Below are 13833 nucleotides of genomic sequence, written 5' to 3'. Positions count from 1 at the left end.
TACGTGGAGTAGCCGCCCGCATGCCCGGCGGGAACCGAACCGGTCCCACGGACGTGTTTCTGGGCAAGGGGTGGTGCCTCGCGCTGCGATCAGATCAAGATCGTGGCAAGGGCGGTGCGGATGTCAGTGCCGGAAGGGATACTTGCGGCGACGGATGACCATGGGGGAGGTCACAGTGACACACCTGCCGACGAGCAGCACACCACCAACAGGCCCGGGCCTGCCCACCCTCCCGGCGGTACCGGCCCAACCGGCACCGGCGCAGCCGCCGCACGCTCCGCACGGCCGTAGGGAGCCCCAGCCCCGCCGTACCGCCTTCGCCGAGGGACTGGACCGGCTCCGCGCCGCCGCCACCACGGAGCCCGGCCGTCTCCGGATCATCGGCGCCCTCCTCGCGCTCCTCGTCGTCGCCTTCGGCGCCGTCACCGCCTGGCAGATGACCGACCGCGCGGCAGCGGCCGACGACGTCCTGACCAGCAGTCAGCCCCTCAGTTCGGACGCGGCCGACATCTACCGCTCCCTCGCGGACGCCAACACCGCCGCCTCCAGCGGCTTCCTCGCCGGCGGGCAGGAGACGGCCGCCTCCCGCGACCGCTACGAGAAGGACATCCGCACGGCCGCGGAGAAACTCGTCAACGCCGCCGCCAACTCGGACCCGGACTCCCCGTCCGCGGCGACCATCGCCAAGCTCAACAGACTCCTCCCGGAGTACAAGGGCCTGGTCGAGCGCGCCCGCACCTACAACCGCCAGGGCTTCCCGGTCGGCGGTGCCTACCTCCGCTACGCCAACGAGAAGATGCACAAGCAGATGCTCCCGGCAGCGGAGGAGCTGTACAAGAAGGAAAACCAGCGGCTGCGCGCGGACTACGCGGACGCCACGCCCTACCCCTGGGGCGCCATCGCGCTCGGCATCGCCGCCCTGGCCGCTCTCGCCTGGGCCCAGCACCGCAACTACCAGCGCACGAACCGCGTCCTGAACCACGGCCTGGTCGCCGCCACGGCCACCGCGACCGTGGTCCTCCTCTGGCTGGTCGTCGGCCACAGCCTCGCCCGCGCGGGCCTCAACGACTCCTACGACCACGGCGTCCGCTCGCTGAACGTGCTGCACGACGCCCGTATCGCCTCCCTCAAGGCACGGGGCAACGAGAACCTGACCCTGGTGGCCCGAGGCGCAGAGACGAAGAAGGTCGGCGAAGACACCTACGACGCCTACGACTACGACTTCCGCACGGACATCGCCGCCCTCGGCACGTACCTGGCGGACGCCGCGAAGCTCGCCGACGACCCCTCGGGCGAACAGCCCGTCACCGCCGCCGTGGGCAACATGACGGAGTGGAAGAAGCGCCACACCGCGGCCCGCGAGCAGGACGAGAACGGCAACTACCAGCAGGCGCTGGACAAGGTCATCGGCACCGGGAAGACGACCGGCGAGTGCTTCGACAGCGTCGACGAGAACCTGCGCACGGCACTCGCGCACGAGGAAACCGAGTTCAAGCGCGCGGCCGACGACGGCCGGGACGCCCTGACGGGCCTGTCGGCGGGCGCGGCCGTCCTCGCGGTGCTCGGCGCGGCGGGCGCGGTGCTCGGCATCGGCCGCAGGCTGTCGGAGTACCGATGAACGGGACACGGGCGAAAGGGGGCGCGACCATGCGAGCACGACGTCTGCGGGCCAGGCTGAGGGGCTGGGGCGGGGTGGCCGCGATGGCGGTCGTCTGCGCCCTGGTGGCGGTCTTCGCGCTGTGCGTCCCGCTGTCCGCACCGAGGAGCGTGGACGGCCAGGCCGTCGCCCAGTCGGCCCGGATCAAGGCCGAGAAGGCCGAAGAGGACTGCGAGGCCCCCGAGAAGCAGACCCTGTCGCCCTCCTCGGCCGACGGCGACACCATCCAGGCGATCAAGAACCGCAAGGGCGAGAAGCGCAAGCTGATCGTCGGGGTCGACCAGAACAGCTACCGCTGGGGCTACCGCGACCCCAACAGCGGCAAGACCGCGGAGCTGGAGGGCTTCGACATCGACCTGGTCCACCGCATCGCCGAGGACATACTCGGCGACCGTGACGCGGTCCAGTTCAAGGCGATCCCCACCGACCAGCGCATCCCGGCGATCCGGGACGGCCGCGTGGACATGGTCGTCCGCACGATGACGATCAACTGCGCGCGCATCGCGGACGTCGCCTTCTCCGCGCCCTACTTCAAGACGGGACAGCAGGTCCTGGCCCCCAAGTCCTCGCCCGTCAAGGGCTACGACGACACGCTCGCCGGCAAGAGGGTCTGCACGGCGGCGGGCTCCACGGCGTACTCCACGCTGGAAGCCGACAAGAAGAGCGGCAAACTCCCCGCCACCACCGACATCTCCACGACCGTGCCGAACCAACTCGACTGCCTGGTCAGGCTCCAGCTCGGCGAGGCCGACGCGGTGGTCACCGACGGGGCGCTCGCCGCGAGCCAGGCGGCACAGGATCCGACGCTCCAGCTCAAGGGCGACGCCTTCACTGCCGAGTACTACGGCGTGGCGATGAAGAAGGACGCCGACGATCTGGTACGCCGGGTCAACCAGATCCTGGTGGACTACCGCAAGGACACCGCGACCGGTTGGCAGGCGTCGTACGGCAAATGGCTGTCGGCGACACTGGGCAGGGATTCGGAGAAGTCGGAACCACCCGCACCGCAGTACCTGCGCACGACCTGACCACCGCACCGACCCCCGGGCCGGCACAACCGCAGCGAGAGGTGATCGATGGGCGTCACGGGATCCACCGGGCCGGTGATGGACCGGGACGAGGTGGACCGTGCGCTGGCGCGGCTCGGCGCGGAGCACGAGGCGATCGAGACCTCGCTCCTCGCCCTCCAAGACCACGCGGGCCGCAGACTCCTGGAGGGCGCCGAGCTCACCGGCGTCACCCAGGAGCGCTGGACGTCCACAGAGGCGTCGATCACGCTGCTGTGGACGTACTTCGACGCGTACACGGACGCCTTGCGCACCGCCCGGGAGATCCGGGCCCGCCGCCGCTGGTCCAGCCGCGAGGACCTGGTGGAGCTGACGGAGCTGCTGAACGGCGAGTCGGTCACGGTCGCGGGCAGCGCCACGGCGACGGCCAACGCGCCGACCCTGCACGGCACGGGGAACAAACTCAGCGAACGCTACTCGCTCACCACCCTCGTCGACCGGATGAACGAGCTGTACGCGACGAGCCTGGACATGGTTGTCGCGGCCGACGCGGTCTGGTCGGCGCTGCCGGCCCGGATCGACCTGCTGGCGGCCGAGCTCCAGCGCACCCGCCGGCTCGCGCACTCGGTCGGCGTGCGCCCCGGCGAGCACCCGGCGGGCGACGACCTGGAGCGCATCACCCGCACGCTCACGAAGCTGCGCGAGCAGGTGGTCTCGGACCCGCTGGCGTTCTGGCTTGCGGCGGAGGGCAGTTCGGCTCCGGGCGGCGGCAGGCCGGACACGACGGTGTACGACCGGGAGGCGCGCGCCCTGGAGGACGTACGCCGGGAGATCGACGCGGTGCTGACGGTACGGCAGGACGCCGAGAAGCGGATCGTCAGACTGCGCGACGTCCTCAGCCGCGCGGACCGTACGCTCGCCGAGGCGCGCACCGCCCGCGGCGAGGTCCTCGCGAAGATCGCCGCGACGGAGGTGCCGGTCGTCAGCGGACCGCCGACCGCGTTGCAGGAGCAGCTGGCGACGGCCGCGGAGTACCGCAGACAGGCCCAGTGGCACCGCCTGTCCCCGCTGCTGGAGTCGCTGGAGCAGAAGGCGGAGGACGAACTGCTGCGCGCCCGCGAGTCGTTGACCGCGGTCACCGCACCCCTGGCGGTCCGCGCCGAACTGCGCGGCCGGCTCGACGCGTACAAGGCGAAGGTCGCCCGGCACGGCTTCGCCGAGGACACGCTGCTGGTGGAGCGGTACGAGAAGGCCCGCCGCATGCTGTGGAGCGCCCCGTGCGACCTGCGCGCCGCCGAACAGGCCGTGCTGCGCTACCAGCAGGCCGCGGCGGATGTGCTCGGTGGCCCGCGGGTGCCGGACCAGGGCGTGCCGGAGGACGACCGGAGGGGGCCGGGCGCATGAGCGACAGGGGGAAGTCCGTGAGTCAGGCACCGAACGAACCACCCAACGAACCACCGAGCCAGTCACCGGGCCAGGCTCAGGGCGGCGCTCAGGGCGGGCCGCAGCGAGCCTGCCAGCGCCCTGCCTGCGGCGGCAGTTACGAGGACGTCGGCGGCGGCGAGCTGTACTGCGACACCTGCGGCCTCGCCCCGGTCGTCGCACCGAACGGCCTGGTCGGGTCGCCCCCCACCGGCATCACCGCCGGCGGCAAGGGCGGCTCACGCGGCTCGGGAGGCTCGGGGCGCAGCGGCAGCTCCCGCACGAGCAGCCGCAGTTCCCGTACGTCGTCCCAGTCGTCGAAGTCCCGCCGCTCGGTGTCGGGACGTCTCTCGCGCTCCCTGTCGGGCAAGGCGACGGGCCGCTCGGTGTCGGTGCGCAGCTCCGGTGCCGCCGCCGGTTCCTCCTCCCGGAGCAGGCTGGGCGCGGGACTGGTCCAGGTCCCGCCGATCCCGCGGCCCGACCCGCGCGAAATGGTCCTGGACAACCCCGAAGTGCCCGAGCGCAAGCGGTTCTGCTCGCGCTCGGACTGCGGCGCCCAGGTGGGCCGGGCGCGCGGCGACCGGCCCGGACGTACGGAGGGCTTCTGCACCAAGTGCGGCCATCCCTACTCGTTCGTTCCGAAGCTGAAGGCCGGGGACGTCGTACACGGCCAGTACGAGGTGGTCGGCTGCCTCGCGCACGGCGGACTGGGCTGGATCTACCTGGCCGTCGACCGGGCGGTCTCCGATCGCTGGGTGGTCCTCAAGGGCCTGCTGGACACGGGCGACCAGGACGCGATGGCCGCGGCGATCTCCGAGCGGCGCTTCCTCGCGGAGATCGAGCACGCCAACATCGTGCGGATCTACAACTTCGTCGAGCACCTGGACCAGCGCACGGGCTCCCTCGACGGCTACATCGTCATGGAGTACGTCGGCGGCAAGTCGCTGAAGGAGATCGCCAACGCCCGCCGCACCCCGCACGGCAGGCGCGACCCGCTGCCGGTGGAGCAGGCCTGCGCGTACGGCCTGGAGGCCCTGGAGGCGCTCGGTCATCTGCACAGCCGGAACCTGCTGTACTGCGACTTCAAGGTCGACAACGCGATCCAGACCGAGGACCAGCTCAAGCTGATCGACATGGGCGCGGTGCGCAGGATGGACGACGAGGAGTCGGCCATCTACGGCACGGTCGGGTACCAGGCGCCCGAGGTCGCCGAGGCCGGCCCGTCGGTGGCGAGCGACCTCTACACCGTCGCCCGCACGCTCGCGGTCCTCACCTTCGACTTCCAGGGCTATACGAACGTCTACGTCGACTCCCTGCCCGACCCGGACAACATCGAGGTCTTCCGGCAGTACGAGTCGTTCTACCGCCTGCTGGTCCGCGCCACGGACCCCGATCCGGCCCGCCGGTTCGCCTCCGCGCAGGAGATGACCGAGCAGCTGACGGGCGTCCTGCGGGAGGTCGTCTCCCTGCAGTCGGGCCGCGCCCGGCCCGCCCTCTCCACGCTGTTCGGGCCGGAACTGCGGGTCACGGACACGGAGCTGTTCCCGAAGCTGGACGGCGAGGTGTCCCGGCTGGGGGCGAGGGTGGTGCGGAAACGGCGCAACTCCGCGACGGCGGCGCCGCTGCCCGCTGTCCCCTCCCAGCCTCACGCCGCCCAGCTCGCCCCCGGCCCTCAAGGCGCCGCGCCGGGGCCGGGCCTGCCCAGCCCCCACGGCCTCGTCAAACCCGTCGACACCCGCGCCGCCGCCCTCGCCCTGCCCGTCCCGCGCGTCGACCCGTCCGACCCCAACGCCGGTTTCCTGGCGGGCCTGATGACCTCCGCCCCGGCCGAGCTGCTCGGCGCCCTCGCGGCGGCTCCGGCCCCGTCGATCGAGACGCGGCTGCGGCAGATCCGGGCCTGGCTGGAGACCGGCGATCCGGCCGCCGCGCTGGAGGCGCTGGTCGCACTGGAGGGCGAGCGGCCCGACGACTGGCGGGTGGTCTGGTACCGGGGCGTGGCCGCGCTGGTGACGGGCGACGACGAGGGCGCCGCGCTCGCCTTCGACGCGATCTACGACGCCTTCCCCGGCGAGATCGCGCCCAAGCTGGCGCTGGGCCTGTGCGCGGAGGTGCTGGGCCAGCTCGACAACGCCGCCGAGTACTACCGGCTGGTGTGGTCGACCGACCCGAGCTATGTGAGCGCCGCGTTCGGGCTGGCGCGCGTGCAGCTCGCGACCGGGGACCGGCGCAGTGCCGTACGGACGCTGGAGTCGGTCCCGGAGTCCTCCATCCACTACACGGCCGCGCGCGTGGCCGCCGTCCGGGCGCGGCTGCGCCGGCGCACGGCGACCGCCTCCGACGTACCCTTCCTGGAGGACCTCACGGCCGCCGCGGCGCAGGTCGAGGCCCTGGACGCGTACGGTCTGGACCCGGCGCGCCGCGAGCAGTTGTCGGCCGAAGTCCTCGGTTGCGCGCTCGACTGGGTACTCTCCGGGGGCCAGGGTTCCGCCCCTCCCGCCGCCGGAGGACGGACGCTGCTCGGCAGCGGCCTGGACGAGCGGGGCCTGCGTTTCGGCCTGGAACGCTCGTACCGCACGCTGGCCCGGCTGGCGCGCGGCGGCGAGGAGAGGATCGACCTGGTGGAACGTGCCAATCGTTACCGCCCCCGGACGTGGGTGTAGTTGATGTCGCAGATGCCCCAGTTGTCCGCCTGCCCGAGTTGCGAGGAACCCCTCGAATCGGGTGACCGTTTCTGCGGCGCGTGCGGATACGACCTGTCCGCCGTGCCGGTACGGCCTCAGGACAACCCGACCATCACCATGAACGGCTCGGTGCCCGCGCAGGGCGCTCCGCCCGGCGCGTATCCCGAGCCGCCGTCGGTGCCGCCCACGGGCGCGCCCTGGCCCGCCCCCGGGCCGGACGGCGCGGGCGGATCGCAGGCGGCGCACCAGCCGATGGACCTCCCGGGCACGGACTCGGGCGGCTCCGCGCTGCCCCCGGACACACCCCCGCTGCCCGGCGCCCCGCATGCCCTGCCCCCGGGCACACCCCCGCCTCCCGGCGCCCCGCCGGCCCCGGCCGCGGGTGTCCGCTTCGACAACCCGCCCGAGGCCCAGGGACATCCCCGGGCCGGGGAACACCCCGCGCCGCCCGGCGGCTACGCCCCGCAGCCCGAGGGATATCCGGCACAGTCCGAGACCCACCAGGCACAGCAGCCCGACGTGTACCTCCTCCAGGCACCGGACCCACGGGTGTCCGCCGACCAGGCGGCCCAGTCCGCGGGCGCCGGCGGCAAGGTCTGCGTGGCCTGCCGGGCCGGCCGCGTGGACGACGACGGCTACTGCGAGAACTGCGGCCACGCCCAGCCGCGCGAACGGGACCACATGGAGCAGGAGTCCGGCCCGGTGGCCGCGGTCAGCGACCGCGGCCTGCGCCACCACCGCAACGAGGACGCGTTCGCCATCGGCAGCACCGCGCTGCCGGACGGCTCACCCGTATCCGTGGCGATCGTCTGCGACGGCGTCTCCTCGGCGACCCGCCCCGACGACGCCTCGATGGCGGCGTCGAAGGCGGCGAGCGAGGCACTGCTGGCCGCCCTGCCGCGCGGCACGCACCCGCAGCAGGCGATGCACGACGCGATCATCGCCGCCTCGCGCGCGGTCAACTCGCTCGCCGCGGAACCCGCCACGGCCCGCGAGCACGCCCCGCACCAGAACGCCCCCGCGTGCACCATCGTCGGCGCCGTCGTCACGCCCGGCCTGCTGATCGTCGGCTGGGTCGGCGACAGCCGCGCCTACTGGGTCCCGGTCGACCGGAGCGCACCCCCCGCCCGGCTCACCGAGGACGACTCGTGGGCCGCGCAGATGGTCGCCGCGGGCCTGATGAGCGAGGCCGAGGCCTACGCCGACGAGCGCGCCCACGCGATCACCGGCTGGCTCGGCGCGGACGCCTACGAACTGGAACCGCACACCGCCGCGTTCAAGCCCGACCGGCCCGGTGTGGTCGTGGTGTGCACGGACGGCCTGTGGAACTACGCGGAGGCGGCAGACGAGATGGCCAGGGTCGTCCCGCTCGACGCCGCCGCGCATCCGCTGCACAGCGCCCGGGTGCTCGTCGGCCATGCCCTGGACGGCGGGGGCCACGACAACGTAACAGTGGCCCTCGTGCCGTTCCCGGCGGTCTCCCAGGGGGCAGGATCGGCCTGAGGCCGCGTCACGGGGACGCCTCAGCGGACCGGAGGGGACCGGTCCGCCTACCGTCATCACCTCGCCGAAGGCGGGGGCTTTCGAGGGGGATCGAAGCAGGCATGGCCAATTTCTCGAAGTCGAACGTGCCCCAGTTCTCGGTGGACGTCTATCAGAACGAGTACCTGCCGGAGGGCGCCGGCGAGGTCAACGCCATCGTCACGGTGACGGCGACCGGCGGCGGCACGATCGGCAGCGCGGTCTCGGCGCCCCACCTCTTCTCGCCCGGCCAGGGCCCGTCCGCGGCCGTGGCGATCATGGTCGACTGCTCCGGGTCGATGGACTACCCGGCGACCAAGATGCGCAACGCCCGCGACGCCACGGCCGCCGCGATCGACACCCTGCGCGACGGCGTGCACTTCGCCGTGATCGGCGGGACGCACGTGGCCAAGGAGGTCTACCCGGGCGGCGGGAAGCTCGCGGTCGCCGACCCCACCACCCGCGAGCAGGCCAAACGGGCGCTGCGCTCGCTCAGCGCGGGCGGCGGCACGGCCATCGGCACCTGGCTGAAACTGGCCGACCGCCTGCTGTCCTCCGCGGACGTCGCCATCCGGCACGGCATCCTGCTCACCGACGGCCGCAACGAACACGAGGCGCCCCAGGATCTGAAGGCCGCGCTCGACGCGTGCGCGGGGCGCTTCACCTGTGACGCGCGCGGCGTGGGAACCGACTGGGAAGTGAAAGAAGTCACAGGGATCGCCTCCGCCCTGCTCGGCACCGCCGACATCGTCGCCGACCCGGCCGGGCTGGCCGCCGACTTCACGCAGATGATGGAGACGGCGATGGGCAAGGAGGTCGCGGACGTCTCCCTGCGGCTGTGGACCCCGGTCGACACCACTGTGAAGTTCGTCAAGCAGGTCGCCCCCACGGTCGAGGAACTGACCGGCCGGCGCACCGAGGCGGGCCCGCGCGCCGGCGACTACCCCCTGGGTTCCTGGGGAGACGAGTCCCGTGACTACCACGTCTGCGTCGAGGTCCCGGCCGCGAACATCGGGCAGGAGATGCTGGCGGCCCGGATCTCGCTGGTCATTCCGCAGCCCGACGGCACCGTCCAGAACCTCGGCGCGCAGGGCCTGGTGCGGGCCGTGTGGACGGACGACATGGTCGCCTCGACGTCGATCAACCCCCAGGTCGCCCACTACACCGGGCAGGCCGAACTGGCACAAGTCATCCAACAAGGGCTGGATCTCCGTAAGTCTGGAGATATGGACGGAGCAACGGCCAAACTGGGCCGGGCCGTTCAGCTCGCGAGTGCCTCCGGGAACGCCGATACTGCGAAACTGCTTGCGAAGGTGGTGGACGTGGTCGACGCCGCGACCGGTACTGTGCGACTGAAGGCGAAGGTCGAAGAGGCCGACGAGATGACGCTCGAGACCCGGTCCACCAAGACTGTTCGTGTGAAGAAGTGACCTAGAAGGAATCGAAGGAGGGACGCGCCGACATGCCGACCTGCCCGAACGGACACCAGTCGGGTTCCGACGACTGGTGCGAGGTCTGCGGTCACCGCATGGCGGGTGCCGTGCCTCCGCCTCCTCCCCCGCCGCCCCCGCCCGGCGGCGGCTACGGCTTCCCGCCCCCCGGCGGCCCCGGAGGTCCTGGCGGTCCTCCCGGAGGTCCCGGTGGTCCCGGTGGCCCGCCCGGTGGGCGTCCTCCGCACCTGTCCGCCGTGCCGAACGCCGAGCCGGAGCTCTGCCCGCAGTGCCGTACGCCGCGTGAGGGCGGCGCACCGTTCTGCGAGGAGTGCCGGTGGAACTTCCTGACGAACACGGCGACTTCGTACACCCCTGCCGCCCCGCCCCCGCCGGCGCCCGGCCCGGGCGTGCGCTTCCAGCCGCCGGGCCAGCCCGGTCAGTCCGGTCCTCCCGGCCCGTCCGGTCCGTCGTACGGCGGCGGTGACTCGTACGAGTACCAGGGCTCCCGCCCGTCGCAGGTGAACCGCCCGGCCGAGCCGCTCCCGCCCTTCGGCAGCGACCCCTCGGGCCACCCCGCCCCCGGCGGCCCCGGGGGCCGTCCCGGTCCCGGTGGTCCTCCCGGTCCCGGCGGCCCTCCCGGCCCCGGTGGTCCTCCCGGTCCGCCCGGATTCGGCCCCGACCCCTCGCGGCCGGTCCCGCCCCCGCCCGGCCATGGCGGTCCTGGCGGTCCTGGCGGTCCTGGTGGTCCCGGTCGCCCCGGCGGCGCACCGCAGGGCTTCCAGCAGTCCGGCCCACCGGCTCCGCCCGGGTTCCCGCAGGAGACCCAGCGCCCGCAGCAGGGCGGTCAGTCCTTCGGCGGCGGCGGTGACGACTGGGTGATCTCCCCGCCGTCGTCCACCGGCCCGGGCGGCGGCCCGGGCGGCGGCCCTGGCGGGCCCGGTGGCCCCGGCGGTCAGGGCGGTGGCTACGGCTATCCGCAGCCCGGTGCCACCCAGGCCCCACCCGGCCCCGGTGGTGGCTACGGCTACCCCCAGCCCGGCGTGACCCAGGCCCCGCCCGGTCCCGGCCCCGGCGGCTTCCCGCAGCAGCCCCAGGCTCCCCAGGGGCCGGCGACCTGGATCGCGACGATCGGCCCGGACCGTGAGTACTTCATGGCGATGATGCAGCGCTCCGGCCCCGAGGCCGCGGGCCTGAACCTGCCCGCGTACTCGCCCGAGCAGCAGCGCACCCTCACCGGCAACCAGATCACGATCGGCCGTCGCCGGCACTCCACCGGCGACACCCCCGACATCGATCTCTCGGTGCCGCCGGAGGACCCGGGCGTCTCGCACCAGCACGCGGTGCTGGTCCAGCAGCCCGACGGCAGTTGGGCGGTCGTCGACCAGAACTCGACGAACGGCACGACGGTCAACGGCTCGGAGGACCCGATCCAGCCGTTCGTCCCCGTGCCGCTCCAGGACGGCGACCGGGTGCACGTGGGCGCCTGGACGACGATCACGATCCGCCGCGGCTGAGCAGCACCCCGCTCAGCCCTGTCACGACGGGAGGGGCCAGGCGTATGGCCCCTCCGGGTCGTCCAGCCAGGCCCACTCCCGGTCCCCGCTGACGGTGATGCCGTAGCGCTCGCGCCGGGGCCTGCCCTCCTGCTCCCACAGCGAGTGCGCCTCCTGCGGGTCGAGGGTGCCGCGGGTCAGCGCCAGCAGGAACCGGAACAAGTCGTCCTCCCTGGCCCGGCGCGGTACGCCGCCCAGTGGGAGCGGCTCGCCCCCGGGCCGGCTCCCGCCGCGCAGCGGCACGAAGTAGGCGGGCGTGTGCAGGAAACGCCCCTCGGCGTGGCCGGCGTCGGTCACCGTGAGCGCCACCAGGCCGGTGGCGAGCGGCATCAGGATCCGGCCACCGGGGCGGCTCTGGGCGAGCCAGGCGCGCGGCACGGTGCTCAGCGCGCAGGTGGCGATGATCCGGTCGAACGGTGCGCGCTCGGGCACGCCCCGGGCGCCGTCGCCGGTGACGACGACCGGGTGGTACCCGGCCGCGGCCAGGTGCCGGCGGGCCGACTCGGTGATCTCCGGGTCGAGATCGACGGTGGTGACGCGGTCGTCGCCCAGCCGGTGGGCGAGCAGGGCGGCGTTGTAGCCGGTGCCGGCGCCGATCTCCAGAACCGTGTTCCCGTCCTCCACGCGCAGCGCGGCCAGCATGTCCGCCATCAGGGACGGCTGGCTGCTGGAGGAGAGCAGTTCGCCGTCGCGCAGCCGGGTCGCCAGCGGGGTGTCCTGGTAGGCGCCCCGTATCCACCGCTCCCGCGCCCGCGGGTCGGGGCTCTCGCCCCACCGGCGTTCGAAGCCGCCCGCGACACCGACGTAGTAGTACGGCACGAAGAGGTGACGCGGGACCGCCGCGAACGCCTCCCGCCACACCGGGTCGTCGGCCCAGGCTCCGCTCGCGTCGATCCGGCGCACCAGCGCCGCCCGCGCGGAGGCGGCGGGATCGTCCGGTTCCCTGTCGGGTGCATGCCCGCCCATACCCCCACAGTAAGGGCACCGGAGCTGGTCCTAGGCCTTGAGTCCTATGCCCCCGCGTCTGAGAGCATGGAGGGCGTGAGAGAGATTCGGCGCGGCACGCTTCAGGAGCAGACCTTCTACGAGCAGGTCGGCGGGGAGGAGACCTTCCGTCGGCTCGTCCACCGTTTCTACGAGGGAGTCGCCGAGGATCCACTGCTGCGGCCCATGTACCCCGAGGAGGACCTGGGGCCGGCCGAGGAGCGCCTCACGCTCTTCCTCATCCAGTACTGGGGCGGCCCCACGACGTACAGCGACAACCGCGGCCACCCCCGCCTGCGGATGCGGCACGTGCCCTTCACGGTCGACCGTGCGGCGCACGACGCCTGGCTGAAGCACATGCGGGTCGCCGTCGAGGAGCTCGGGCTCTCCGAGGAGCACGAGCAGACGCTGTGGAACTACCTGACGTACGCGGCGGCTTCGATGGTGAACACCCCGGGCTGACATCCCAGGCCGACAGGCAGGGGCGTGGCGGGGGTCAGCGGACGCTGACGTCCAGCGCCCCGAGCCCGGCCTGCCGTACGGCGACCGACCCGTACGGCGTGCGCAGCCTGAGCCATGCGCCCGACGAGAACAGGCCCAGTGGTGCTCCGGGCCGCAGGAAGCCGAGCGACTGTGCCGCGTGGACGGCCCGGACCGGGAGCCGGGTGTCGCCGACCGTACGGGACCAGATGTCCCGCCCGATCCCGTCCAGCTCGGCCCTCGTGCGCCGCTCGGCCGGCAACTCCTGCGTACGGGACCGGAACTCGGCGACGGAGGCGGCCACGAGGGATCGCAGCGCGTCGGGCGCCGGCAGTCCCGGCTCGGGCCGCCAGCCGCCGCGCGGCGGCAGTACGCCCGCCCACGGCGGGCCCGTCACCGCGCCCGGCACGACGGCTGTGGCGCCCTTCTCGTCCACCGACTCCAGCAGCTCCCCGGCGGACACGGTCACGTCCAGCGTGGCATCGAGCCCGTCCTCGTACGGCTTCGCCAGCCGCACCGCGCGCACGGCCAGCACCTCGAAGGACGGCGGGCGCCCGAACACGGCCAGGGCGGTGCCGGCCGCCTGGAGGCGCACCGCGGCCCCGCGGTCGTAGTGGAGCAGCCGGGAGAGGAAGGCCGCGAGGTCCGCCGCCTCCCCCTCGTCGGCGAGGTGGAGCACCGTCATGCGGCGACGGCCTCCGCCTCGGCATCGTCCGTGTACTCCCGGAGGAACTCCCGTTCCTCCGGGGTGAGCCGGCGCGGGCGCTGGGCCTCGAAGTCGAACGGCACTATCACCGTCGAGGCCCGGACGTAGACCAGGTCGTCGTCCTTCACCTCGTAGGTGAGGGTGAAGGACGCCGCCCTGATCTCCGTGACCCACAGCTCGATGTCCACCGGGGTGTGCCGGTGGACCAGCTGCCGCTTGTAGTCGATCTCATGGCGTGCCACCACGGACCCCTGCTTGAAGTCCTTCTCCGGGCGGAACAGGAAGTCGATACGGGCCTCCTCCAGATAGCGGAGGAACACCACGTTGTTGACGTGGCCGTACGCGTCCATGTCCGCCCAGCGCAGCGGGCAGCGGTAGAGGTGCCGCAA

At 73.1% G+C, this 13833-nt stretch carries 11 protein-coding genes; 8 read left to right on the top strand and 3 right to left on the bottom strand.

Going from position 1 to position 13833, the window contains the following annotated elements; genetic code table 11:
• Positions 1-160 precede the first annotated feature (160 nt).
• The 7 genes from ACFZDA_RS07270 (at position 161) to ACFZDA_RS07240 (ending at position 11235) form a co-directional block, all read left to right on the top strand.
• Positions 161-1618: a hypothetical protein gene (locus ACFZDA_RS07270; RefSeq protein ID WP_391076182.1), complete on the top strand. Its 1458-nt coding sequence runs from the start codon at positions 161-163 to the stop codon at positions 1616-1618.
• Positions 1619-1647: 29 nt separating this feature from the next.
• The gene (locus ACFZDA_RS07265) at positions 1648-2685 is read left to right on the top strand and encodes a transporter substrate-binding domain-containing protein (protein ID WP_391076179.1); all 1038 of its coding nucleotides are present in this window, start codon (positions 1648-1650) and stop codon (positions 2683-2685) included.
• 48 nt (positions 2686-2733) lie between these two features.
• The gene (locus ACFZDA_RS07260; protein WP_391076176.1) at positions 2734-4068 is read left to right on the top strand and encodes a hypothetical protein; all 1335 of its coding nucleotides are present in this window, start codon (positions 2734-2736) and stop codon (positions 4066-4068) included.
• 17 nt (positions 4069-4085) lie between these two features.
• Positions 4086-6746: a tetratricopeptide repeat protein gene (locus ACFZDA_RS07255; RefSeq protein ID WP_391076173.1), complete on the top strand. Its 2661-nt coding sequence runs from the start codon at positions 4086-4088 to the stop codon at positions 6744-6746.
• Between the two features lie 3 nt (positions 6747-6749).
• The gene (locus ACFZDA_RS07250; RefSeq protein WP_391076170.1) at positions 6750-8270 is read left to right on the top strand and encodes a protein phosphatase 2C domain-containing protein; all 1521 of its coding nucleotides are present in this window, start codon (positions 6750-6752) and stop codon (positions 8268-8270) included.
• Positions 8271-8371: 101 nt separating this feature from the next.
• Complete coding sequence (locus tag ACFZDA_RS07245) at positions 8372-9718, top strand: VWA domain-containing protein (RefSeq protein ID WP_391076165.1); 1347 nt, start codon at positions 8372-8374, stop codon at positions 9716-9718.
• Positions 9719-9750: 32 nt separating this feature from the next.
• The gene (locus ACFZDA_RS07240) at positions 9751-11235 is read left to right on the top strand and encodes an FHA domain-containing protein (RefSeq protein WP_391076162.1); all 1485 of its coding nucleotides are present in this window, start codon (positions 9751-9753) and stop codon (positions 11233-11235) included.
• Between the two features lie 21 nt (positions 11236-11256).
• On the opposite strand, the gene ACFZDA_RS07235 is transcribed toward ACFZDA_RS07240, so the two are convergent.
• On the bottom strand, positions 11257-12240 hold the full coding sequence (locus ACFZDA_RS07235; RefSeq protein ID WP_391076159.1) for a methyltransferase domain-containing protein: 984 nt from the start codon (positions 12238-12240) through the stop codon (positions 11257-11259).
• Positions 12241-12306: 66 nt separating this feature from the next.
• On the opposite strand from ACFZDA_RS07235, the gene ACFZDA_RS07230 reads away from it, so the two are divergent.
• Complete coding sequence (locus ACFZDA_RS07230; protein WP_391076156.1) at positions 12307-12720, top strand: globin; 414 nt, start codon at positions 12307-12309, stop codon at positions 12718-12720.
• Positions 12721-12754: 34 nt separating this feature from the next.
• On the opposite strand, the gene ACFZDA_RS07225 is transcribed toward ACFZDA_RS07230, so the two are convergent.
• Complete coding sequence (locus ACFZDA_RS07225) at positions 12755-13423, bottom strand: hypothetical protein (protein WP_391076153.1); 669 nt, start codon at positions 13421-13423, stop codon at positions 12755-12757.
• The gene (locus ACFZDA_RS07220) at positions 13420-13833 is read right to left on the bottom strand and encodes a thioesterase family protein (RefSeq protein ID WP_391076150.1); all 414 of its coding nucleotides are present in this window, start codon (positions 13831-13833) and stop codon (positions 13420-13422) included. The genes ACFZDA_RS07225 and ACFZDA_RS07220 overlap by 4 nt, the downstream gene beginning before the upstream one ends.

This window comes from Streptomyces sp. NPDC007991 (assembly GCF_042958445.1).
In the GTDB taxonomy this organism is placed as follows: domain Bacteria; phylum Actinomycetota; class Actinomycetes; order Streptomycetales; family Streptomycetaceae; genus Streptomyces.
The sequence above is the reverse complement of the archived record's forward strand: the minus strand, read 5'-3'. Positions and strand labels throughout refer to the sequence as shown.